Annotated in this window: 14 protein-coding genes and 1 pseudogene; 8 read left to right on the forward strand and 7 right to left on the reverse strand. The window is 42.9% G+C overall.

Annotation, left to right across the window (positions count from 1 at the left end; translation table 11 throughout):
* Positions 1 to 48: 48 nt before the first annotated feature.
* Positions 49 to 933: a ZIP family metal transporter gene (locus CXF81_RS04855; protein ID WP_101180244.1), complete on the reverse strand. Its 885-nt coding sequence runs from the start codon at positions 931 to 933 to the stop codon at positions 49 to 51.
* A 502-nt stretch (positions 934 to 1,435) separates the two neighbouring features.
* Here CXF81_RS04855 and CXF81_RS04865 point away from each other — a divergent pair.
* The gene (locus CXF81_RS04865) at positions 1,436 to 1,927 is read left to right on the forward strand and encodes a dihydrofolate reductase (RefSeq protein WP_101180245.1); all 492 of its coding nucleotides are present in this window, start codon (positions 1,436 to 1,438) and stop codon (positions 1,925 to 1,927) included.
* Between the two features lie 423 nt (positions 1,928 to 2,350).
* Here CXF81_RS04865 and CXF81_RS04870 read toward each other — a convergent pair whose 3' ends face one another.
* From CXF81_RS04870 to CXF81_RS04890, 5 genes are all read right to left on the reverse strand, one after another.
* Positions 2,351 to 3,061, reverse strand: a complete 711-nt coding sequence (locus CXF81_RS04870; protein ID WP_101180246.1) for a TorF family putative porin — start codon at positions 3,059 to 3,061, stop codon at positions 2,351 to 2,353.
* A gap of 21 nt (positions 3,062 to 3,082) precedes the next feature.
* Positions 3,083 to 4,300, reverse strand: a complete 1,218-nt coding sequence (locus CXF81_RS04875; RefSeq protein ID WP_101180247.1) for a BCCT family transporter — start codon at positions 4,298 to 4,300, stop codon at positions 3,083 to 3,085.
* Positions 4,301 to 4,434: 134 nt separating this feature from the next.
* Positions 4,435 to 6,105, reverse strand: a complete 1,671-nt coding sequence (gene betA, locus CXF81_RS04880; protein WP_101180248.1) for a choline dehydrogenase — start codon at positions 6,103 to 6,105, stop codon at positions 4,435 to 4,437.
* Complete coding sequence (betB, locus tag CXF81_RS04885; protein ID WP_101180249.1) at positions 6,105 to 7,568, reverse strand: betaine-aldehyde dehydrogenase; 1,464 nt, start codon at positions 7,566 to 7,568, stop codon at positions 6,105 to 6,107. The genes betA and betB overlap by 1 nt, the downstream gene beginning before the upstream one ends.
* A 1-nt stretch (position 7,569) precedes the next feature.
* Positions 7,570 to 7,755, reverse strand: a complete 186-nt coding sequence (locus CXF81_RS04890) for a hypothetical protein (RefSeq protein ID WP_101180250.1) — start codon at positions 7,753 to 7,755, stop codon at positions 7,570 to 7,572.
* Between the two features lie 687 nt (positions 7,756 to 8,442).
* On the opposite strand from CXF81_RS04890, the pseudogene CXF81_RS04895 reads away from it, so the two are divergent.
* Positions 8,443 to 8,660: pseudogene (locus tag CXF81_RS04895) on the forward strand (DNA starvation/stationary phase protection protein); the annotation flags it as partial.
* Between the two features lie 86 nt (positions 8,661 to 8,746).
* Here CXF81_RS04895 and nhaC read toward each other — a convergent pair.
* Positions 8,747 to 10,288 carry a Na+/H+ antiporter NhaC gene (gene nhaC, locus CXF81_RS04900; protein ID WP_101180251.1) on the reverse strand — a complete coding sequence of 514 codons (1,542 nt, stop codon included), beginning with the start codon at positions 10,286 to 10,288 and terminating at the stop codon, positions 8,747 to 8,749.
* 1,218 nt (positions 10,289 to 11,506) lie between these two features.
* Here nhaC and CXF81_RS04910 point away from each other — a divergent pair.
* The 6 genes from CXF81_RS04910 (at position 11,507) to putA (ending at position 24,703) form a co-directional block, all read left to right on the forward strand.
* Entirely contained in the window at positions 11,507 to 13,846 is a 2,340-nt protein-coding gene (locus tag CXF81_RS04910) for a membrane-bound PQQ-dependent dehydrogenase, glucose/quinate/shikimate family (protein WP_101180253.1), read from the forward strand.
* A 146-nt stretch (positions 13,847 to 13,992) separates the two neighbouring features.
* On the forward strand, positions 13,993 to 15,351 hold the full coding sequence (gene nhaA / locus CXF81_RS04915) for a Na+/H+ antiporter NhaA (RefSeq protein ID WP_101180254.1): 1,359 nt from the start codon (positions 13,993 to 13,995) through the stop codon (positions 15,349 to 15,351).
* Positions 15,352 to 15,561: 210 nt separating this feature from the next.
* Complete coding sequence (locus CXF81_RS04920) at positions 15,562 to 16,308, forward strand: MauE/DoxX family redox-associated membrane protein (protein ID WP_101180255.1); 747 nt, start codon at positions 15,562 to 15,564, stop codon at positions 16,306 to 16,308.
* Positions 16,308 to 17,681: an efflux RND transporter periplasmic adaptor subunit gene (locus tag CXF81_RS04925; protein ID WP_232771781.1), complete on the forward strand. Its 1,374-nt coding sequence runs from the start codon at positions 16,308 to 16,310 to the stop codon at positions 17,679 to 17,681. The genes CXF81_RS04920 and CXF81_RS04925 overlap by 1 nt, the downstream gene beginning before the upstream one ends.
* Entirely contained in the window at positions 17,681 to 20,800 is a 3,120-nt protein-coding gene (locus tag CXF81_RS04930; RefSeq protein ID WP_101180256.1) for an efflux RND transporter permease subunit, read from the forward strand. The genes CXF81_RS04925 and CXF81_RS04930 overlap by 1 nt, the downstream gene beginning before the upstream one ends.
* A gap of 72 nt (positions 20,801 to 20,872) precedes the next feature.
* A complete protein-coding gene (gene putA, locus CXF81_RS04935; RefSeq protein WP_101180257.1) occupies positions 20,873 to 24,703 on the forward strand; it encodes a bifunctional proline dehydrogenase/L-glutamate gamma-semialdehyde dehydrogenase PutA in 3,831 nt (1,276 codons plus the stop codon).
* The last annotated feature ends 158 nt before the right edge of the window (positions 24,704 to 24,861 follow it).

The raw sequence follows: 24,861 nt of genomic DNA on the forward strand, positions 1-24,861 counted from the left end.
CTTAATTCGTCGGTCATAGGGCTAGGGCCAGAAACAGAAGCTTGGTATTCAAAGTGCTGTATCGAGAATCATCATTAAAACAAACCCAATGATAAGCCCACCCGTTGCCCAGCTTTCATGCCCAGCGCGATGGGATTCAGGAATGATTTCATGACTGATCACAAACAGCATTGCACCTGCAGCGATCGCTAACCCCCAGGGGAGAAGATGAGCCGAAAGGCCTATCAATGCGACGCCTAACAGGGCCGCTACAGGCTCCACCAGACCAGAAAGAGCACCAATGCCAATCGCTAATCCTTTGCTGTAACCAACGCTCATCAAGGCCAACGCAACCACAAAGCCTTCGGGAATATCCTGTATCGCAATACCCACCGCCAGTGCCTTTGCACCCACCAGATCCGGGCCCGCAAATGAAACACCAATCGCCATGCCTTCAGGAAAGTTGTGCAACACAATTGCCATGACAAAAAGCCAGACCCGCTTGAGCCTCGTTGCCTGCTCGATATTGACCTCAGATCGTGCGCCGCCTTCAAGGCCTTTGACAAAATGCTCATGAGGCACAACCCGCTCAATCATCAGCAAACCCAAAGCGCCCAGTATGATGCCACCGCCAACAATCCCCCCAGCCAGCCAGGAACCTGCGCCCTGATCAGCGGCAGTTTCCAGTGCCGGGATAATCAATGAAAACGACGTTGCTGCCAGCATAACCCCGGCGCCAAAGCCCATAAGCGTATCGATAAGACGCTGCGAAAGCTCGCGCGTCAAAATAGCAGGGATCGTACCCAGCGCCGTTGCCGCAGCGGCAAAAAGACCGCCCAGCAGCGCGCCTGTTATGTGCGGATCACCCGCAGCCAAACGCACGTATATGCCAGGCAACAACGCAACGAAACCGCCAATCATAATTGTCAAAACTACCCAGTATCGCAATGCCATAAACTCACCTTATGTTCATTATGTCGCCAATGTGGCGTCCTGCGCTGTAGCTAGAATCTGCGGATTTCCATTGTACTTGAGTTACTTCATTTGCACAAAACTCGGGAACCTCGCCCAGAGTGCTAAAAACGCTAACGAATCAGGCGGTAGGCCAGAGACTTGCAGGTTGTCAAGTAGAGTCTTTTTTGGTGCCGGGCACCGGCACCGCAGATACGAAAACGTCCCGCACAGTAAAAGGCTTATCAGATTGGCTATCTTTTTAAAAGTGATAGTAAAGCCAACTATTTACGTCATAGCTTGCGGCTATTAACACTATAATTTATGGTGACTCAAGGCCTAATGATGTATCAAACCAATTCGTTAAAACTGAGTTTTTGGTTGATAACGTGATTTCTTATGGCTCAATGACATGGTCTAATTGATTTCAAGTTTGAAGACGTCGACGTAATTGGCTATGATCCGTATATTGAGGGTGTCGTATCGAGATAATTAAGGAAATATTATGATTGTATCAATGATTGCGGCAATGGGAAAAAATCATGTGATTGGTAAAGACAATCAGATGATGTGGCACCTCCCACTAGAGTATAAGTACTTTAAAGAAACTACTTTGAACCATTGCATCATTACCGGACGTAAAAATTATGAGTCAATTGGAAGACCGTTGCCTGGTAGAACAAATATTATTGTTACTAGAGATACTGCACTTCAAATTGAAGGATGTATTGTCGTAAACTCTATTGATGCAGCACTAGAATACGCTAAATCAAAGGGAGAGACAGAGGCTTTTATTACAGGTGGCGGACAAATATATGAAGCCTCATTACCTTTAGTGGATAAAATTTATCTGACACTTGTTGATTTTTCCCCAGATGGTGATGTCTTCTTTCCTAAGTTTGATCAAGAAAAATATACGAAACTAGAAGTAGCTTGTATGCCTGTAGGTGAAAACAACTCAATTGCGTGGACAGCTTACACTTATACAAAATTATAGTACTCCTGTAGTCAACGCAATTTTAATTATCGCGATAAGTTATGCAGGAAAATGCTTATGCTATTTGGCAGCGTAGACCCAAAGCTGGTTTGATTATGCTTACAGACCGAGGCTCACAATGGCACTGTCAAGTTACCGACTTTTGATGAGCAGAACGGCAATTTAACTACTCAACCCAAATTTTGGACACGACTCGCTGCTTTCGTGTCTTTACATTTCTGAACTTATCTTAACGCCTCTTGCTGTCAGCAATTCTTCGATGTCACGAAAGCTACGTGTCAATCTATGATAAAGCCAATCATGCGGACTGCAATGAGATTAATCATGGCATTGCAGATGCTTTACGCGGCACCACAGTCTATGCCGGTTTTGATAATAAAAAAGCGAATATATAGGCCGCTTTGTGCACTTGAAAATTATTACTTAAAATGAGAAGGTACGCCCAACAGACAGAACGATACGCTCATCTGCAGTATCGATGTTTAAGCTAGTATTCTCGGCTGCAATTACAATATCAAAGCCGGCAAGACTGGTTTGATACGCTAAACGATAGTGCTTATATGATTTATTGCTACCGTCCCACGCAAATTTATTGCCATCGAGTGAATTTGAGATATCAAAGCTGGCACGTAGCATATGATTGGGTGCCAGTTCAATAGTATGGGCAAGCATCGAAATCACATGACCTGCACCAGTACCGAAATAATCCCAACTGTACCAAAAGTTAAGCTCTGTTTTGCCCAAATCACTGACATAGCCAAACTTCGAGTAGGCTTCAAAATAGTCGCCATCGCTTGAATTGCTTTGACCATGATAGCTGTAATAAGCAATACCATAGTCAACGCTTAAGGTATCGCTTAACTGGGCATATTTGCCAAAGTAAACATCCCATTCAAGATTAGTTTCATCACCAAAATCAACATTTGATGCCCACGTCCCCGCATACATACCGGTGTCATCAAATGAATAATCAAGGCTGCCCTGCAGTGCAGGATCGTTTTGGGTTTGGCTCACACCATTAAAGGTATAATCAGATAAGCCTTTAACAGTGGTTGACCAATCGGCTAATGTAGACTCTGAAAAAATTACCAATGGTAGTGCAACTGCAAATAATGTTTTTTGAGTTGTGATAATTTACTCCTTAGCTAAGGTCTTTTAGCTAGTTGATTTAATTTTTTTGTAGTCGAGCTTGTTGTCTTTAGGCGAGCTATCTATTTTGCGTACCGTTTTGGTTTTGCTAAAAGCAATGAATGCTGCGCAACCAAAAAATAACCCAATTACCAATGCGCCTACCCACTGAATTTTCAAAAATTCGAGTTTAAATAACAGGGTTAGCAATGAGAGAGCGACAACATTTAAAGCAACATATTTAAATTTACCTAAACGCTTAACGGTTATATTTAAGTTGTCGGTGTATAAACGAATAAGCGAATCGAGTGAATTGATCACAAACACGATACCCACAAAGGCCATCGCAAAGTTTTTCAAACCAGCGGTAGGAATATCCGCTTCGTGATATTGGAAAAGTACGCTAAACCAAATCGCAATGGGAATTGACGGAAAAATCAACATCGCAGCCAAAACCTGATAGGTTTTTAAGCCACCGACAAAACGCGAGGTAAATTGACCAATCATGATGCTCCATGCAAACCACCAAAATAAGTAAAACTCATGGTACTCGTTTAGCGGCAGCACAAATTCATTGAGATTGCCAAAGTAGCTGCCGATCAGCGCTAAATTATCGGTGAATGCTGACACTTTACTGTCACTGCCCGTAAACGCGCCAAGCCACATAAAGCCAATTAACAGCATAAATAACCAAGTGGTCGAGATACTTAAAAAACGCACGTATTTTATGTCGGTGCTTGAATACACAGAAAAGCATATCGCTGCCAACACAATTAAATAGAAGGTCGGAACAACTGATTCACCATCGCCAATGGTAGGTAGATACCAGGGCAGATTGGAGAGCAACAAATAGGCAGTAAAGGCACAAGTACCAATAATCACCACATTATTGAGAAATTTCACCCAGGGAATGTCGAAAAACTTCACCTTTGGTTCTATTACACAGAAATAAAAGCAGGTAACAAAGTAAAATCCCCAGATTAGAAAGCCCCAATAAGCAAATTCAATGGCCAATGGATTGGCAAACGCATACTCCGGGCTTGCTTTTACGTCTGCATAACCGGCAAACTCAGTAAGTGGAAACATAATCAAGCCAACATCTAAGCCTGAGGTAAATAAAATAGCAATAAAGGTAAAGGTTTTTACCGGCGTAACACCTACAACCCTCACATTTCCCCACTTAAATAAAATAAGAATAATAGACAGGAAGGTAAAAATAATCCCCGCATTAAGCCATATAGTCATAATTTTCTCCGCAAAATAAGTAATACTACTTCATCATTGCTCCGAATTTTTAGCCTCGCATTAACGCAGCACAAACAACTTATGCTGCTTGCCATTGCAAGTCCCGCAGCACAAATACACTGCAGGTAGCCGGATTAGATCTCTGCACTACGCTGCACAGTTCGCCAATCATCTGTCATGGCGACGCCTGCTTGTGATTTGCTAAGTGGTGGTTTGCCTAAAATGAGGTCCGCCGCTTTTTCTGCCAGCATAATGGTTGGTGCATTTAAGTTTCCGTTTGGTATGGTTGGAAAAATTGAAGAATCCACCACACGCAGGCCTGTAATACCGTGTACTTGAGTGTTTGAGTTAACCACCGCCGTATCGTCTTCACCCATTTTGCAAGAACACGAAGTATGATACGCACTCTCAACCGCTTGACGTACAAAGGCATCAATTTGCTCGTCTGTTTGTATTTCTTTACCTGGCTGAATCTCTTCGTCGCGATATTCATCAAACGCACTTTGCTCAATAATTTCACGGGTTAATCGTACGCAGGCTCTAAATCCTTCAATATCATCTTGATGTTGCAAGTAATTAAATTGAATTTTTGGCGCCACCGTTGGATCGATTGATACAATGGTCACTGCACCGCGGCTTTTTGGTTTGTTATGGCCGACATGCACTTGAAAACCATGCCCGGCAAAAGCACTTTTGCCATCATAACGCATCGCTGCGGGTAAAAAGTGATACTGAATATCGGGCCATTCAACCCCAGGTTTTGAGCGAATAAACGCGCAGGACTCAAAGTGATTAGTCGCGCCTAGGCCTTTGCGGGTTAATAACCAACGTAAACCGATCAAGCCTTTGGAAATCAAACCAAGTTTGCCATTTAAGGTAATTGGCTGCTTACACTTATATTGAAAGTAAAACTCCAGGTGGTCTTGCAGGTTTTGCCCAACGCCAGGTAAGTGATGTTTAACTTCAATACCAGCGGCCTTTAGTGTATCGCTATCCCCAATACCTGAAAGCTGTAATAAGTGCGGTGAGCCTATTGGTCCTGCACTTAACACAACCTCTTTATTGGCCTTGGCGGTTATTGTAGTGCCATTAACACGGTACTCAAGGCCAATGGCTTGTTTACCGTCAAGTAATACTTTTTCTGCCAAAGCACCGGTGACGATGCTTAAGTTGTTACGTGACTTAACTGGGTCAAGATACTCACGACTGGCAGAGCTGCGGACCCCATCTTTTACTGTCATATGCATGGGGCCAAAACCCTCTTGCTGAGCCGCATTGGGATCCTCAGTGGCACCATACCCTGCTTGCTGACCGGCTTTAATAAATACTTTGTACAGGGGGTTGGCCATTTCATTGCCATTATTAACCCCTAGCGGACCCTTATCACCACGATAAGTATTTTTGCCTAAATAAAACGCTTCCGCTTTTTGAAAATAGGGCAAACAAGATTGATAATCCCAACCCTCGGCACCGTGCTCTTGCCACTGGTCAAAATCTTTTGCGTGGCCGCGCACGTAAACCATGCCATTGATAGATGATGAGCCACCTAACACTTTGCCCCGAGGGCAATGCATTTTTCGCTTATCTAAATACGGCTCGGCTTCAGTATAAAACTGCCAGGCGTATTTATCCGTATTCATCGGTATCGATAAGGCCGTTGGCATTTTAATAAAAATGCTTTTATCGCTACCGCCCGTTTCGAGCAGTAAAACCTGTTTACTGCTGTCTTCAGATAATCGGTTGGCCAACACACAACCGGCTGAGCCGGCACCTACAACGATGTAATCATATGTTTGCGCAGTCATTAAAATGGACTCTCTATGTTGCTCATACCCACATAAATTGATTTGGTTTGGGTATAATGGTCAAGGGTTTCAATACCATTTTCGCGGCCAATGCCCGATTGTTTATAACCGCCTACTGGCATTTCTGCGGGTGAATTGCCGTAACTGTTGATCCAACAAATCCCTGCTTGCAGTTGGTGAATAACGCGGTGAGCACGTTTAATATCTTGGGTAAACACCCCAGCTGCTAAGCCCAGATGAGTGTCGTTAGCACGGCGAATGACATCGTCTTCGTCATCAAATACCAGCACGCTCATGACCGGGCCAAAGATCTCTTCTTTGACAATGGTCATGTCATCGGTACAGTCGACAAACACAGTCGGTGCCACAAAATAACCATTCGGTGCAGACGCGGGGCTCAATGTTTTACCCCCGGTTAAAAGTGTTGCGCCTTCGGCAATCCCTTTATTTATATAACCCATGACTAAATCATGATGATTTTTTGAAATAAGCGCACCAAAATTAACCTTAGAATCGAGGGGATCACCGGGGATAATGTTTTTTTCAGTGCGGGTTTTAAGCTCATCAATAAATTGCTGATAGACTTTTTTGTGAACGTAAATACGCGTACAGTTAGTGCAAATTTCGCCTTGGCTGTAAAAGTTACCCAGCATCGCCGCGCTAACCGCTTGCGACACATCGGCATCATCAAACACTAGTAGTGGTGATTTACCACCAAGCTCCATGGTGACAGCCTTAAGAGAGTCAGCTGCGTCGGCGACCACTTTTTTACCTGTTCCCACTTCACCGGTAAAGGATACTTTTTCGATATCCGGGTTTTGGGTAAGCCACTGGCCAACTTCAGCCGCGCCTTGCACGACGTTAAAAACACCAAGGGGTAAACCTGCCTCGGTAAAAATTTCAGCCAATTTAATAGCGCTTAATGGGGTTTCTTCTGAAGGCTTAAAAATAAGTGCATTACCCGCAGCAAGTGCAGGGCCTGACTTCCAACAGGCAATTTGCAATGGGTAGTTCCACGCACCAATACCGGCGCAAATACCTAGAGGTTCTTTGCGGGTATAGTAAAAATCTTCGTCTACCAATTGTTGCTGGCCAGTTTGTGCGGGGGCAAGCCCAGCAAAATATTCAATAACATCGGCGCCCGTTTTTACATCAACACACTGGGCCTCTTGCCAGGGTTTGCCGGTATCAAGCACTTCAATTTTTGCAAGTTCATCATTTCGCTCACGTAGCAAGGTTACGGCTTTTAATAAAATGCGGCTACGTTCAATCGGCGTCATGGCAGACCAAGCAGAAAAGCCTTGTTTAGCGCTTTGAATTGCGGCATTTAGAATAAAGCCATCAGCGACTTCAACATGATAAATCACCTCATCCGTGGCAGGGTTTTTAAGTGCAAACGTTTCACCACTTTGATTGGCTAAAAATTGACCATTAATAAAGTTTTGGTAAACAGGCGTCGTCATATTATGCTCCATACTGTTTGATGTGAATGTGGTCCCTGGCTTCACAAGCATAAGCTTGCAACTTGTCGATAGTGCGCAAATTGTTGACGCCTGTAGCAGAATCATCTCTTTTTTCGAAATCTTCCATATCCAACAACTGAATATGCGCCAAGGCGGCTGGATTAGCGTGATACCAATTGGTACTCATAAATTGAAGGACTATCTTTGACATGTTGCATAGACAGCAGTGAATGAATCCTCTCTTATTCAATATCAATATCAATATCGCCATCAGCGGCTACGGTGATATTTATATTTCGCGGACAAGCATATATAAAATTTTTCCCGTTTTTATAGCCTCAAGTTTAGTCATTTTCTTAAAATAGAGGTAAACCTCCGTTAGCTAGTGCTAATTAGCATGTTCATTTATACATAACCTGAATTCTGAATGAACATGGACTGTCATGGGTGGAGCGCTTGATGTGTATCCTAAAGTAGAAAGTAATTTTACGACATTAGGGATTCCCACACTCGAGTATCGGTTATCCCTAATTTCAAACAGGGTCGGCGCGCCGCAGTACAGGACTAAAATAAAAATGTATTTGGTTCGAACACCGCGAATATAGATTACGCACAATGGGATGTACAAAAATGAAGCTAGGTTTTGACACGCTTGCCTATGCACTTAACTAATTGCATTTAACAAGGATACGCAACCTCTTTTTATGGGTTATTTTGGATTCATTTTACGTAAAGCGCATCACTAAATAACTATAGTAGTTAACGATACTAAAAGAAGAAATAGTCGAATGTGTTGATTTAAGGTTTAACCCAACGTGTAGAGTTTACGATTTAATAAACATCAGCACACCTCGGCTTCGGAGGCACAGCGTAATCTATTTCTGATCGTTGCACTTGGGATGATTATTCTTTAGGTAAAGCACCGTTTATGGAACATCTTGGCGCCCTTGATTCAGTTTACAACGGGTGAATAGTGATCATCACAAAGCAATGATTGAAATGGGAGAGCTAGATCCGGTATCGGAAGACATGCTGATTGGTCAGTTAACTGATATGGAGCCGTTCCAATGGTTTATTCGTGCGCATCTTTAATCTTCTGACGGTCATTTACTCGCAGCCAACAAGCACACCAAGTCGGCTGCAGCGAAATCTGCACGTTCTTAATAGATGAGCTGCAGCTATTGCCCACTTTTATCTGATTCGTCATCGGCGTCCTCTTCCTCAGTGTCTTCATCTTCGACTTTTGGTGTACCATCAGAATTAAATTCGGCTATTGCTTCACCAGAGGACTCCCAGTGCTCTTTTTCTTCGTCAGTTGCTTTGGGCGAGAATAACCCCGTATAAGCATAGAAAATTCCGATCAGGGGTGCCGTCCAGCAGGCAAAAGCAAGGGGGATATACAAAAGATTTTCTATATTACCATCGGCAATACCAAGACCGAGAGCTGAAATTACAAATGCGCCACCCGCATTCCATGGAATTAGCGGAGACATTAATGTTCCGCCTTCTTCAATTCCGCGTGATAGATTCAACGTTGAATAACCCATACCACGATACACCGGTGAATACATTCTTCCCGGTAAAGCGATGGATAAGTAGGGGTCGCCAGCTACTAGGTTAGTTGCAAACGCGGTTCCAATAGCTGCGGTTTGAGTGCCAGCAAAACTACTGATTTTACTCTTAATAGCATTAATAATCGTTTTCAGACAGCCTGTTTTCTCAAGCGCTCCGCCAAAGCCTAAAGCAATCAATATTAAGGAAATTGTCCACATCATGGATTGAATACCGCCTCGATTTAACAGGTTGTCAATTTCTCCAATACCGGTGTTTATTGAATAGCCATTGTTCGCAAAATCAAAAATTGATTGTAGACTCTGACCCTGAACAATCATTGCTGTTGCCCCACCCGCTAAAACGCCGGCGAATAGTGATGGCATGGGGGGATATTTTTTTATAGCTAAGCCCATCACAATCAAAGCTGGCAATAATACCCATCCTGAAATATAAAAATTTTCATCTAAGGCATTAGTGATGTCGTTGATTTTTTCAAATGAAATGCTTTGGGTGTCGATGACGAAGAATCCAACTAGCAAATATACTATAAGAGCGATCAGCATAGCTGGGATAGTAGTTGCCATCATATTTTTTATATGAGAAAAAACATCGGTTCCAGTGACTGCAGGGGCCAAATTAGTTGTATCGGAAAGTGGCGAAATTTTATCACCAAAAAATGCACCTGAAACGACAGCGCCAGCAGTCCAATATGCAGGAATATCGAAGCCTTCTCCAATTCCCATTAAGGCCAAACCAACAGTACCTACACTCGCCCAGCTAGTGCCCAGAGATAGGGAAACTACGGCGCAAATTCCCATGCCAGCAGCCAAGAATAGTTCAGGCGACAGTACTTTTAAGCCGAAATAAATAATACTTGGTACCGTACCGCTGGCAATCCAAACTCCAATGATCATCCCAACCGTTATTAAAACGGATACGGAAGGTAAAGCGACGTGAATAACGTGAAAAATGCCTTTCTCTATACCCTTCCAATTCAGTCCTAGCTTAATACCAACAACACTAGTTATGGCTAAGCCAATGGCAAGAGGAATATGTGGTTCGAAAACACCAAAGTAAAAAATTTGCGTCCCAAGAATTAGCAGCGTTAACACAACGGGAGTCAAAGCAAGTAATAAGCCTGGTTTTGCACTCTCTGACAGTTTCATTTAAATACCTCATGTTTGCTATTCATAAATTTCAGCAACGAAAAGTTATCGGTATGCTTGCCTCTCCATTAATTATCGACAGCCTTACATTCTCCCTACAAGGAAATATGCCAAGAAGCTAGGATTAAAAGTCGACCACAGTTCTAATGTCCAGACAGGAGTCCTGCAAAACAATTAATCGAGCGAGTGCCGTAATCGCAATAAATAAAACACATTCGTCAATGAAAGAAAATTTGTGATCGGACCAAGTTGGGACAAATGTTTCTTTAAAAACGTTATTGATAGAAACATTTCGACCAAGTACAAAACCGTGAAGTAATATTGCATGAAATTTACGTTGAATAATAGTCTGTCAATGGCGGCACTATTCGTGCACCAAATTTAAAGTATCAGTTTAACTGGTCAACGCACTGCGTTGGTTAAATCGTACTGCTGGTTACCATAGTGTAACGTTTTTCTCATTCTTTCGTTTAGTTGTCTAGCGACAAGGCTTAACTTCGGTTGAGAATTCATATTTAGACTCGTATATAAATCAGAAATATGACATGTTTTACAAGGGTTTGACTGGCTCAAGAATACTCTAAACATAATTACCTGCTCCAAAAAAACAACCTCAAAGCAATCGAAATATACTGCGATGTTGTTTGTAACTGCGTATCAGAAACACAGTTTACCTCTGAGTAAACGTTGACGTTATTTGAGACTCCTATTATTTCAATGTGGAAAACCCCTATCAAAAAGTAGTGCTGTTAACACTAGTAAAAACCAGTTAGTCATAATGTGAACCCAAAAATCTCTACGTAGTTTCCACAATTTGGTATGGATACCCCTAATTGAGCTTATCGAATGCAATATATATATTGGGCACACTAATTTTTTTTACACGGGGGGATGATCATGAAAGTACGACTCACTAATGATTTCAAATACATAAAAACTGGCTATTTAGACATCACCATTCGGCCGATTCATAGGAGTGCTTGCGACCATGACGTGGGCAAGTTTGTTCCGCGTTCAGCATCAGTTCGAAGCCACCTTCTGGGAACAGAATTTCGTTGCGCAAAAGTTTCGAGTCAGTGCACCTAGCGCCCTGAGACGAGCACAAAAAACGGCTGGTTTCCTTAAGGGAGGTTCACGCCGGCTTAGAAACCAAGAGCCACCTCTAAGACAAAAAGAGAATAATAATTTTTTGAAATTAATAATTGAAAGGTGAATAGGATGATCAAAATATTAGGGCTGTTCATTGCTTTTTTGGGTCTACCAATGTCAGTTGGCGGTATTTATCTTTGGTGGCTTGGAGGCTCTGTTTATTATGCTCTGGCTGGCTCCATGCTAGTTGCATCCGGTTGGTTGATATTCAGGCAACGATTTATTGGTGTTTGGCTTTACATCGTGACCTATATAATCACGATTATTTGGTCATTTTGGGAAGCCGATGGTCAGGTTTGGGCTTTGCTTCCTCGCTTGTTTGGTTTGTCATTGGTGTTAGTTCTACTGCTGCCACTCAGTGCAAAAATGCAACACAGCCCACTGAAATTAAAACAGTCTTATGGATTAGCGTCATTAGTGTTGATCTCCATGTGCCTGGTGGGTGGTTTTTATGGTTCAAATAAGCCTGTCAGCGCGTCAGTAATTGCAGCAGACACATCATCTTACGATACAGATCCATCGCTACATAAAGTAGGTGCTGATTGGCCAGCTTATGGCGGCACTTATGCAGCAAGACGCAGTTCTCCGTTGCAACAAATCAACACTAATAACATCAGAAGTTTAGAACGAGCTTGGATATTTCACACCGGAGATATGCCAGAAGGTGACCCATCACAAAGCAAATATGCCGCAGAAACTACGCCGCTTAAAATCGGTGACCTACTGTATTTATGCACTGCGACAAACACCTTGATTGCGCTTGATGCCAATAATGGTCAACAAGTTTGGCGTCATAACCCAGATGTGAAAAAAACATTTATACCCTATAGCGCTTCTTGCAGAGGGGTTGCTTACTACGACGATGGCAGCCACAGTGGCAAGGCTTGTGAGAAACGCATTATTGAGGGCACTTTAGATGGTCGTTTGATTGCTGTTGATGCAATGACGGGAGAACGGTGCATGGATTTTGCCAATGCTGGTGCTGCCGACATTACCATTGGTATGGGTGAAGTTGAACCCGGTATGGTTGCCATGACATCGGCTCCCACCATCATCAAAGGTGTAGTGGTCACCGGCCACCAAGTCAAAGACGGGGTAAGTATCGACGCGCCATCAGGCGTATTACAAGGCTTTGATGCGTTATCAGGTGAACACTTGTGGGCGTGGGATATGGGTCAAGCTAATTTAACCGACAGACCAAATACGGGCAGCTTCACTCGTGGTACACCCAATATGTGGACTACCGCTTCTGGCGATGAAGAATTAGGCTTAGTTTATATGCCTATGGGCAATTCAGCCGGTGACTACCTGAGTTCTAAGCGCTCGGCAGCAGAGGTTCGTTATTCAACCGCTTTAGTGGCAATTGATGTATTAACGGGTAAACCAGTTTGGCACTTTCGCGCTGTGGATATCGATGTGTGGGACTATGACCTAGGTTCACAAGCCACTTTGGTTGACTTCCCCACCAATAATGGCACAACACCGGCTTTGATTTTACCCACTAAACAAGGCGACATTTACGTGTTAGATCGCCTCACCGGAAAACCGTTGACGGAGGTGATTCGAAAAGCGGCTCCTAATCGCGGTGTTGAGCCAAGTGAGAGGGCAAAAACGCAACCCTTTTCCGGTTTTCATACGCTAGCAAAACCGCCATTAACTGAACGTGATATGTGGGGCATGTCACCGATTGATCAAATGCTTTGCCGCATTCAATTTCGACAAGCTAGCTATGCTGGTATATACACCCCTCCCACCACTAAGCAGCCTTGGATTCAATACCCAGGTTATAACGGAGGGTCAGACTGGGGAGGTGTGGCGGTTGACACCAAACAACGCATCATTGTAGCTAATTACAATGACATACCCAATTACAACAGACTGATTCCCAGAGCCGAAACTGACGAGCTATTGCTATCTCAAAAAGCCGGCTCACATGCGGCATTAGCACCACAAAAAGGTGCACCCTATGGCATTGATGTCAACGCAGGGTGGCGCATGCCCTTCACTCAGCTGTTGTGCAAAGAACCGCCGTATGGCGGGATCAGGGCGATTAACTTAGATACTGGTGAGCAATTGTGGGACCGGCCATTAGGAACAGCCCGACGCAATGGACCCTTTGGCATTCCTTCGATGCTGCCATTCAATATTGGCACTCCAAACAATGGCGGCGCCGTAATTACCGCTGGCGGTTTGATCTTCATAGCTGCTGCAACAGATGACTTAATCAGGGCCATTGATATAAACACCGGTGAAACACTGTGGCAAGATATCTTGCCTGCTGGTGGACAGGCTACTCCGATGACTTACGAACACCAAGGCAAGCAGTATGTGGTGATCATGGCTGGCGGGCATCACTTTATGAACACACCGATTGGTGATGCGTTGATTGCTTATGCGCTACCCGACTAATAACAAGGCTGATTTAATTATCGGATTAAGTCCCCTTTGTCGCACTGGAATGGCTTTATTATTAGTGTTATGCCAGTGGCAGCTGTTCCGGTTGTTATTTTCTCGAAGGACTAAACGTAAACTTATTAACCGAAAGGCGAATTGATTTGAGCTTAAAAATTAATAAGAAGGATCGTGAGCATGCTCCACTAGAGCACGGTTTTTTAAAGGTATCTTCACCTGTGGAGGTCTTTATTGACAGCCAAGTGGTTACAGGAATAGCGCTATTTGTTTCTGTCATAATCGCTATGGTATTAGTTAACTTTGGATGGCAACAAACCTATGCTGCGCTAAACGCGATGAGATTAACCGTTTCCCTTGGCGATTGGGAAATAAGCCACTCTATACATTATTGGATAAATGATGGATTAATGGTGTTGTTTTTTTTCATTTTGGGTTTAGAAATAAAATATGAAATTTTGGTCGGTGCGCTCAGTAACATTAAAGATGCCGGATTGGTGATTGCGATGGCATTGGGTGGAATGCTATTACCCGCGCTTATTTATATATCCATCATTTGGTATGGTAATTCTGATGCTTATCAAGGTTGGGGCATACCCATGGCGACAGATGCAGCATTTGCGATCAGCATTCTGACGCTTTTAGGCGCAAAAGCACCGCGCGCAATTTTCGTAATCCTGACAGGCTTAGCCATTGTAGATGATATGGGAGCTGTGGCAGTTATTAGCCTTTTTTATACTGAGCAGATTGTTGGCGAGTCACTTGCTTGGGCTGGTCTCACATTACTATCAATACTCTTAATGAACCTTTTAGGGATAAGAAAACCTATTTTTTACTTAGCCGGTGGCATTTTGCTGTGGTGGTTCATTCTTCAATCGGGTGTTCATGCCACAACGGCGGGTATTCTGGCTGCCATGATGGTGCCTACGCAACCACATGCTAATAAAATTTGGTTTCGAAAAAAAATGGAAAATGTCATTGAAAATTTTCAAGAAATGGATGACCCGCACAAATCCATTATAGAGAATGGAAAGCAACACGCCCTTGCTGAAGAGGCTGAGGATATTGCTAAGCTATCCACCGCACCAATTTTACGTTGGGGCTCCACTCTAGATAAGCCTGTGAGCCTAATTATTTTACCTTTATTCGCGTTTTTAAATGCGGGGGTCATGTTACCCACTGCAATTCCAAAAGTAGCCGATGCTTTGATTACGCTGGCAATAATGCTCGCGTTGGTTTTAGGAAAAGGCATTGGCATAAGCCTTTTTGCTTGGCTAGGTTTGAAAATGGGCTTAGTAAGACTGCCCTCCAGTGTGTGCTTTTCTCAAATAGTTGGGGTCGGTTTTTTAGCCGGAGTCGGGTTTACAATGTCTTTGTTTATTTCTGTGTTGGCGTTCGAAGGGCAAGCTGAATTAATTGAACAAGCAAAGCTAGGGATATTATTGGGCTCATTAATCGCAGGTATTTTGGGAGTGCTTATTTTGCTATTTTCTTCGAAAAATTGAATAAGTAGTCGACTTAGTTTTAATTTTTAAACAACCAAAAGTAGCTCAAAGGTACATTTGAGTATTGGTAGCTGTCGTATTTGTTTAAAACTCAACTGAGGTTTAATAGTAACAACAATAGGACAAATCAAAGACGAAAATTATCAAAAAAATGGCGTATTCAGCGGGGTAATATTCAATTATCAGCCATAACTGAATAAGGAGAAAATAATGAAAAAGTTAGCAAAGTTATATCGCATGCATACGAGTGAACATATCTGTCCGTATGGGCTTCGCTCGAAAGACTTACTTCAAAGACAGGGTTTTGACGTAGAGGATAACAAACTGACCTCTCGCAAAGAAACCGACAAATTTAAGAAAGAGCACAATGTCGAAACAACACCTCAAACGTTTATAGAGGGTGAGCGCGAGGGTGGTTATGATGCGCTAAGAGACTATTTTGATATGGAACCTGCGGGTCAAACAGGCACTACTTACACGCCTATTTTAGCAATTTTCGCGGTTGCGTTTTTAATGGCAATAGCGATAGCCTTTGCTTATACAGAAAGTATCAGCTTAATAAAGATAATCGAACTCTTTGTCGCATTCAGCATGACCGTATTAGCTATTCAAAAGCTGAGAGACCTCTACACGTTTGCAAATTCGTTTATTACTTATGATCTGCTCGCAATGCGCAATTTACGCTACGCGTATGTTTACCCATTTGCAGAACTGTTTGTAGGTGTCGGAATGCTCGCTTCGTTATCAGGTTTCATCGTTGGTCCTATGTCACTATTCATCGGGACAGTTGGTGCAATTTCAGTATTTAAAGCCGTGTACATTGATAAGCGTAAACTGAAATGTGCCTGTGTGGGAGGTGATAGTAACGTCCCCCTTGGTTTTGCATCGCTTACCGAAAATTTATTTATGATTGCGGCAGGTGCATGGATGCTAGCGAAAGGGCTCGGAGCAGGTTAATGAACAAAAAATTGAGTGAACTTGGTTTACACGAGGAAAATAGCATTATGAATTCAGAATCTGGTGTTCTTCACACCTACTGGCAAAAAACAAAGGTTAGATACCCTTTTACCCCGACGAAGAGGATAACCTTAATATTTACGGCATGTTTGAGCCTGTTATTGTTAACGGGCTGCACGGACAATCCGGATCAGTCCCTATCAAACTCTTCTCAAAAGGGTAAAGAGCAAACGCGGGAGCGTCCTTTAAAGATAGTAAATGTCATGACGATAGAACCACAAATAATATCCATGAATAACGAATTACCCGGCCGTGTAGAGGCCTTCAAGACAGCAGAAATTCGTCCTCAAGTGAGCGGTATTATTCTATCGCGTTTTTTTGAAGAAGGTAGCCTTGTTGAAGAAGGTCAGCAACTCTACCAGATTGATCCGGCAAGATATGAGGCAGATTATCAAAGCACAAATGCGAGTTTGCAAAATATTAAAGCAGAACGGGAGCTTGCCCTTGCATTACAGAGCCGCTATCTAAGCCTGATAAAAACCAACGCCGTAAGTGAGCAAGAGCTTGATAGCGCTAAGGCAAGTGTGGCACAAGCCGAAGCCGCTGTTGCTCTCGCGCGGGCTGAGGTGAAAACAGCAAAAATCAACCTTGACTACACTAAGGTTTATGCACCCATTTCAGGATATATTAGTCCATCGACAGTGACCGACGGTGCTCTCGTTACTGCGCAACAACAAGCAGCTTTAGCAACAATTAGACAACTTGACCCAGTTTACGTCGACTTGTCTCAGTCGGCGGCCGGTGCAAAGACTTTGCAGCAAAGTTTAATGACCAGTCGCATGACAAAAGGCGAAGATGCCATGTTTGAGGTAACCCTTTTATTTGGCAATAACGATTTTGTCTATCCCCACAAAGGCAGTCTGTATGCTACTGATTTAGCCATAGATGAAAACACCGGTACGATTCGGTTGAGGTCTGTGTTTCCAAACCCAAATGCGGCTTTATTACCTGGCATGTTCGTGCGTGGAAGCATCGAGGAAATAGGGATTCAAGAAACAATCATAGTGCCGCAAAAAGCCGTCAGTATAGAGGCTGATGGCTCAAAGACGGTTTGGATTGTTGATGCTAATAATATAGCAAGCAAGCGTGCAGTGGTCACCAACAGCACTTACAAAAATAATTGGGTAATCAAAAGCGGCCTTAAAACGGGAGATACCGTTATTGTAGTGGGGACAATGATGTTGCAGCAAGGCTCCAAAGTTGCTCCTAAAAACATCAAATCGAAAGATTCAAATAATATGTCCTCTGGAGCAACGACATCTGATGACCGCACTACGGCCGATGCTGAAAATAATAAAACAGGCTCAAATTAATGATATCTAAATTTTTTATCGACAGACCAATTTTTGCATGGGTTATTGCCATCGTTATTATAGGCTTAGGCTCTTTGGCTATTACATCACTGCCGGTTGAACAATATCCAAATATAGCCGCACCTAAGATATCAATATCGGTCACTTATCCAGGCGCATCAGCGCAAACACTAGAAAACACGGTGACACAAGTAATTGAGCAAAGTCTGACTGGTATCGATAATTTACGTTATATCCAATCGCAAAGTTCCTCTTCAGGACGTGCAACTATCAACCTTACTTTTGAGCCGGGAACTGACGCTGATATCGCGCAGGTACAAACACAAAATAAAGTATCGCAAGCAGAGTCATCTCTTCCTCAAGCCGTCCAGCGGCTGGGCGTTGCTGTCAGAAAAGCGGGAAGCAGTTACGCCCTTATCGTTAGTTTTTATTCAACGGATGATTCATATGGACGAAATGAAATCTCTGACTTCTTGGCGTCTAACCTTGAAGAACCACTCAGCCGGATAGATGGCGTGGGGCAAATTAGGACATTCGGCCCTGAGCATGCCATGCGTATCTGGCTCAATCCACAATTAATGAACAATCTCAACATCACAACACGAGATGTTATTAATGCCGTTCAGGAGCAAAATGTACAACTAGCGACCGGTCAAATTGGCGGAGCGCCCAGTGTTGAAGGTCAGCAGCTCAACGCTACAATTACGTCGCAGTCATTACTTGAAACCGTAGCAGAATTCGAAGCAATTTTACTAACAGTTAATCAGGATGGCTCCCAAGCAACCTTAGGTGATGTTGCCCGCGTTGAAATTGGTGCGGAAAGTTACAGTGTCATTGGACGCTACAATCGCCAGCCTGCATCAGGAATTGCCATCGAGTTGACTCCTAATGCGAATGCTTTACAAACCGTTCAAGCGGTTAAAGACAGAATTCAAGAATTTAGCGACATCATTCCTGAGCAATTAGAAATCGCCTATCCTTTAGATATTTCACCTTTTGTGGAAGCGTCAATTTATGAAGTAATTAAAACGCTGTTGATTGCTGTCATATTGGTTATTTTAGTCCTTTACGCATTTTTACAAACATCGCGTGCGACTTTTATCCCAACAGTGGCGATACCCGTTGTGTTGCTCGGGACGTTTGCGTTTCTTTATGCTTTTGGTTACTCAATAAATATTCTCACATTATTCGCCCTTGTATTAGCCATTGGTATGTTGGTTGATGATGCGATAGTGGTTACCGAAAACATCGAAAACAAATTGGAAAATGATCCGAATATGACGCCAAAGGATGCTTCAGTTAAGGCGATGAAAGAAATTTCAGGGGCGCTTATTGGAACAACGGTTGTCATATGGGCAGTGTTTATTCCGATTACATTCTTTGAAGGTTCAACAGGCGTAATATATCGACAATTTGCGGTGACTATTTCTGTAGCAATGGGCATTTCGCTTTTTATCGCGCTGACTCTCTCCCCATCGTTGTGCGCCATCGTTCTAAAACAAGGTAAAACGGAAAAGAAAACAGGATTTTTTGGCTTGTTCAATCGGGGCTTTAAAAAATTGAAGGGAGGACATGAAAATTTATTAGTGAAGTTATTGGCAAGTCGAATTGTTTTACCGTTAGTTTTCTTAGCGATGATTGCGGTTACCGTTGGTGTATTTGTTAAAATACCCACTTCGTTTTTGCCAGATGAGGATCAGGGACGCATGTTCACCCTCGTTAGTGGGCCTGTAAGTTCAACATTGCAACAAACCGTTGAGAAAAACAAGCAAATCGAGGACTTCTATTTAGAGCAGACAAACGGTGCGGTTGAAGGAATATTCACTGCCGCTGGTTTCAGCTTTTCTGGTAACAGTCAAAACGTAGGTATCGGTTTTATCAAAATGAAACCTTGGGCGCAGCGCGGAGAAAGTCAAAGCGTCTTCCGGATCAGCGAACAAGCGGGCAAGGCACTGTCAACTGTGCCAGACGCCATGATCATTCCAATTGTGCCGCCCGCAGTAGCAGCGCTAGGAAACTCAAGTGGTTTTGAATTTCAACTAGTCGATAGGGCAGGTTTGGGACAAGGCGCGCTTAATGATGCAATGCAACAATTCATTCGAGAGGCAAATAAAAGCGGTCTGCTCAATAGGGTTCGTTTCAACGGACTGCCGCCTAGTCCACAATATGATATTGATATCGATTCCGCAAAAGCGCGAGCACTCGGTGTGCCAATTGCAACAATTAATCAAACTTTAAGCACCGCTCTGGGTGGTTCTTATATCAACGATTTCATAGAAAACGGCCGCATAAAGAAAGTATACGCGCAAGCGGACGCTGAGTATCGGATGTCGCCAACTGATATAGAACGATGGCACGTGCGCAATGCATCGGGTGGAATGGTGCCTCTGTCAACGTTTGGATCAGGTGAATGGACATACGGCCCATCCAAGCTAACGCGGTTCAATGGGAAATCATCCCGTGAAGTTCAAGGTGAAGCAGCAAAAGGCGTCAGTTCAGGTGAGGCTCTCAATCAGGTCTCAAAATTGGTTGGAAATTTGCCAAAAGGAATTGGTTTACAGTGGACCGGACTATCGTATGAAGAGAAACAATCGGGTGGTCAGGCATGGATAGTTTATATGATTTCAATAATAGCTGTGTTTCTTGCATTGGCGGCTTTATATGAGAGCTGGACAATTCCTTTGGCGATTATGTTAACTGTGCCACTGGGTATATTTGGTGCGGTTCTAGCAACGTGGGGGACAGGACAAGCTAATGATGTGTATTTTCAGGTAGGTTTATTAATGACGATTGCTTTGGCTGCCAAAAATGCAATTTTGATTATTGAGTTTGCAAAAACTAACCTTGAGGAAGGCATGAGTGTTTATGATTCTGCGGTAACTGCCGCGAAGCAGAGACTTCGCCCTATTCTGATGACGTCATTGACATTTATTTTGGGCGTTATGCCGTTGGCATTTGCTTCGGGGCCTGGCTCGGGTGCACAGAATGCAATATCAATTGGCGTACTGGGTGGTATTACGGCCACAACAATATTGGTTTTATTTTTCGCGCCATTCTTCTTTATTTGGGTCATGCGCCTATTTAAGACTGAAGAGCTAAAAAGTGACCGTCAAAGTTAGAGCAAAAATTAAATTGTAATTAACTTATGTAATTGCAAAACATTATTTAAAAAAAATATTGAGGTGAAGCACATGCTTTTTAATAATTCAAACATCACGGAGTCTCCTATTCGTCAAAAAATTCGCGAGTTCTATCGTATTGATGAAAGTGTTGCGGTAGAGCATATTTTACCCTTGGCAGAAGTTAACGATGATGCTGCAAGCAGGGCGTGGGAAAAGGCCCGTAAAATGTCCCTAAAAATACGTAGAGACGAATCAGGAAACGGTGCGATAGATGCCTTACTGGCAGAATACACATTATCAAGTGAAGAAGGTGTGGTGTTGATGTGTTTAGCTGAAGCCTTATTACGTGTACCAGATAAGCAAACTCAAGATGCCCTAATTAGTGACAAAATATCTAAAGGGCAGTGGAACAGTCATATAGGCAGCAGTGATTCACTATTCGTTAATGCCTCATCTTGGGGGTTATTAGTGACCGGAAAGATGGTTGACTATGCTGATGAACGCGAAAAAGATAGTTTTGGTTTATTGAAGAAGGTTATTGGTCGATTAGGTGAGCCTGTCATTCGTAAAGCAATGAACTACGCCATGCAAATTATGGGAGAGCAGTTTGTTATTGGCGAAACTATTAAAGATGCAACTGATCATGCTACCAAGAAAGAGCGGCAAGGCTTCGTATATTCTTACGACATGCTAGGTGAAGGTGCGCGAACCATGGTCGACGCTGAAAAGTATTTTAAAGCTTATCAAGTTGCCATAGATACCATTGGCGCAGTTGCTCGTGCGTCGGGTAAGAACGACCCTCGCAAAGTGCCTGGTATTTCAGTTAAGCTTTCTGCTATTCATCCTCGTTACGAATTTGCACAAAAAGAACGGATAATGGCTGAAGCTGCTCCCAAACTTAAAGCACTTTGTTTGCAAGCCAAAAGCTACAATATTGGGTTAACTGTTGATGCGGAAGAATCTGAGCGGTTAGATATATCCCTTGATGTTATTGAGGCGGTATTTAGTGACGATGAGTTAGCAGGTTGGAATGGCTTTTCGATGGCCCTGCAATCTTATCAAAAACGCGCCATTTTTATAGTTGACTGGTTACGTGAACTAACCATGCGTGTTGACCGAAAAATAATGGTCCGCTTAGTAAAAGGTGCTTATTGGGATACTCAGATTAAAAACAGCCAAAAAGGGGGGTATCCGCATTTTCCGGTATTCACTCGCAAGGCTTCTACTGATGTATCTTATCTCGCCTGTGCGAAAAAATTATTAGAATATAGAGATACTATTTTTCCACAGTTTGCTACGCATAATGCTTATACTGTCGCGACTATTCTTGAACTGGCGGGCAACGACAAAACAAGTTTTGAATTTCAATGCCTATATGGCATGGGTGGCTCGTTATATGATCAAGTTGTTACCAATGAAAATGTTCAATGTCGCGTCTACGCTCCGGTTGGTCCTCATAAAGAGCTACTCGCCTATTTAGTTCGTCGTTTGTTAGAAAATGGTGCTAACTCTTCTTTTGTTAACGCCATTATTGATGAGTCACAACCGGTCGAATCTTTACTTCGCGATCCCATTGAAAAAATGCATCGCTTAAAAGACAAATATAACGGCCAAATAATCAAACCCATCGCGTTATACCATGATGAAAAAGGTGTCGGTCGAGATAATTCCAAGGGCCTAGATTTAACAGATATCAATACAGTAAGCCCTTTAAAAACATCACTGGATAACTGGCTTATGGATAACTTGTTCTCTGAAGATGATGCGCCAGAGGGGTCTGTCGCTATTAGAAACCCAGCAAAGCAGAGTGAAATTATTGGCTTTCAACGACATCACAGCAACGATGAAATGCTCGCGATGATCGAAACAGCTCAAAACGCATTTGCTTCATGGTCACAAACACCTGTATCTGAACGCGCGTCCTTATTATGCCGTGTTGCCGATGTTCTTGAACATCATATCGACGAGTTAATTGCCTTATGCATCAAAGAAGCAGGGAAAACCGCACAAGATGGTATTGATGAAGTCAAAGAGGCGGTTGATTTTTGTCGCTATTATGCACAACAAGCGATTGAACTTGCAGAAGATGATCGTTTAGAAGCCCGTGGTGTGATGTTATGTATCAGCCCTTGGAACTTCCCGTTAGCTATATTTATAGGGCAAGTGACTGCTGCAATTGCTACTGGTAATACGGTGTTAGCTAAACCAGCCGAGCAAACAAGTTTAATTGCATTGCGCGCTATTGAACTAATGACATCTGTTGGATTACCACATGGCGTTGTACAAGCAGTTATTGCGCGGGGCAGCGATGTGGGTAGTGTTATTATTCCTAATGCACGTATTCAAGCGGTTATTTTTACTGGTTCTATTAAAACAGCGACTATAATTTCGCAAACATTGGCTGATAGAGGCGGCGATCAAGTGCCCTTTATTGCTGAGACGGGTGGACAAAACTGTATGTTAGTTGACTCTACCGCCCTGCCTGAACAAGTCGTTGATGATGTTATTTCTTCAGGATTTCAATCTGCAGGTCAACGCTGTTCCGCACTTCGAGTGTTATTTTTACAAGAAGATATTGCTGATAATGTTATTACAATGCTTAAAGGCGCATTAGCAGAATTGCATGTGGGTAACCCAGAAAATCTACGTACTGACGTAGGTCCTGTCATTGATCAAAAAGCGCTAGATTCACTCAATGCTCACAGTGACTATATGAAAACTCATGGTCAGCTATTATACCAATGCGATATTTCTGATGAGATAACAAATGAAATAGCAGATAACGAACATTTCTTTTTTGCGCCGCGACTTTATGAAATAGAGAATATTAACGCGCTGAAGCAGGAAGTATTTGGTCCTTGTGTTCATATTGTTCGCTTTAAAGGCGATGAAATAGAAAAAGTCATTGATGATATTAACGGCACAGGTTTTGGCTTAACTATGGGTATCCATACCCGCATTGAACAGCGAGCCATAAAGCTGGCTAAGCTATCACGAGCAGGTAACGTGTATATAAATCGCAATATGATTGGCGCTATTGTGGGTGTGCAACCTTTTGGTGGCCGTGGTCTTTCAGGTACAGGACCAAAAGCAGGTGGACCATATTATTTAACGCGTTTAGTTAAAGAAATAACAACACCCGGTGCCAAGGAACTCAATTTATTACCACAGCAAACTGAAGCCTCAAACAGCGATGCGGAAGCGGTATTATTTATGGACCGAGCTAGTACCGCAGAAAAAATCTGGCGCTTGAGCGAGTTAAATACCCGTATATCTTGCGTTAGCGAAGTATTAGCAAAAATAGCTCATATCGATATCATTGATAATTTAGCAGACGATTTAACGCAGACTCTAGAAGCGGCGCGCTCGCAATTAATTGATATTAAAAAACACTTGAAGGAACCAGCCGTTTTACCGGGTCCAACAGGCGAGTCTAATATTCTATATTTAGAAAATCGTGGCAACATCATCTGTTTTGCTGACGAAAATGTTACTTTTCACTTTTGGTTGCTTTCTGTCGTAACGGCTTTGGCAACTGGTAATACCGTGATCTCGGTTGTTTCTGATTTGTTTTATGATGAAGCAATCGCTTTTAGAGATGAACTTATTGCAACAGGGGAAGATGAAAATATTTTTCAAATTGCCCGGTTATGCCATTTAACAGCGTTGCTGGCACAGCCTGGATTATCAGGTGTTGTTGTTGATAGTCATTGCGACCGTAAACATTATATCAGTGAGAAATTAGCAGAGCGTGAAGGTGCAATTTTACCTGTAATCAGTTCAAAATATTTTGATAATTTGATTCAACGATTATTAACAGAAAAAGCTATCAGTATTAATACCACCGCTACTGGTGGTAATACGTCACTCATGACCTTAGATGAAGAAGATGAAGGATAAAGGAGCGGTTGGTTTTGAATACTAACGTTCTCAGCGAAGCCGTCGCGTCTACATCCTGCTTTTTGTCAGATAACTAATTATCAAATTTTTAGGGAGCCATTAATGAGTTTTAAGCATTTATCAGCCAACAAGTTAGCCCTTAGCCTAGCGGTTACCAA

The sequence above is a fragment of the Glaciecola sp. 33A genome, assembly GCF_002836745.1.
In the GTDB taxonomy this organism is placed as follows: domain Bacteria; phylum Pseudomonadota; class Gammaproteobacteria; order Enterobacterales; family Alteromonadaceae; genus Glaciecola.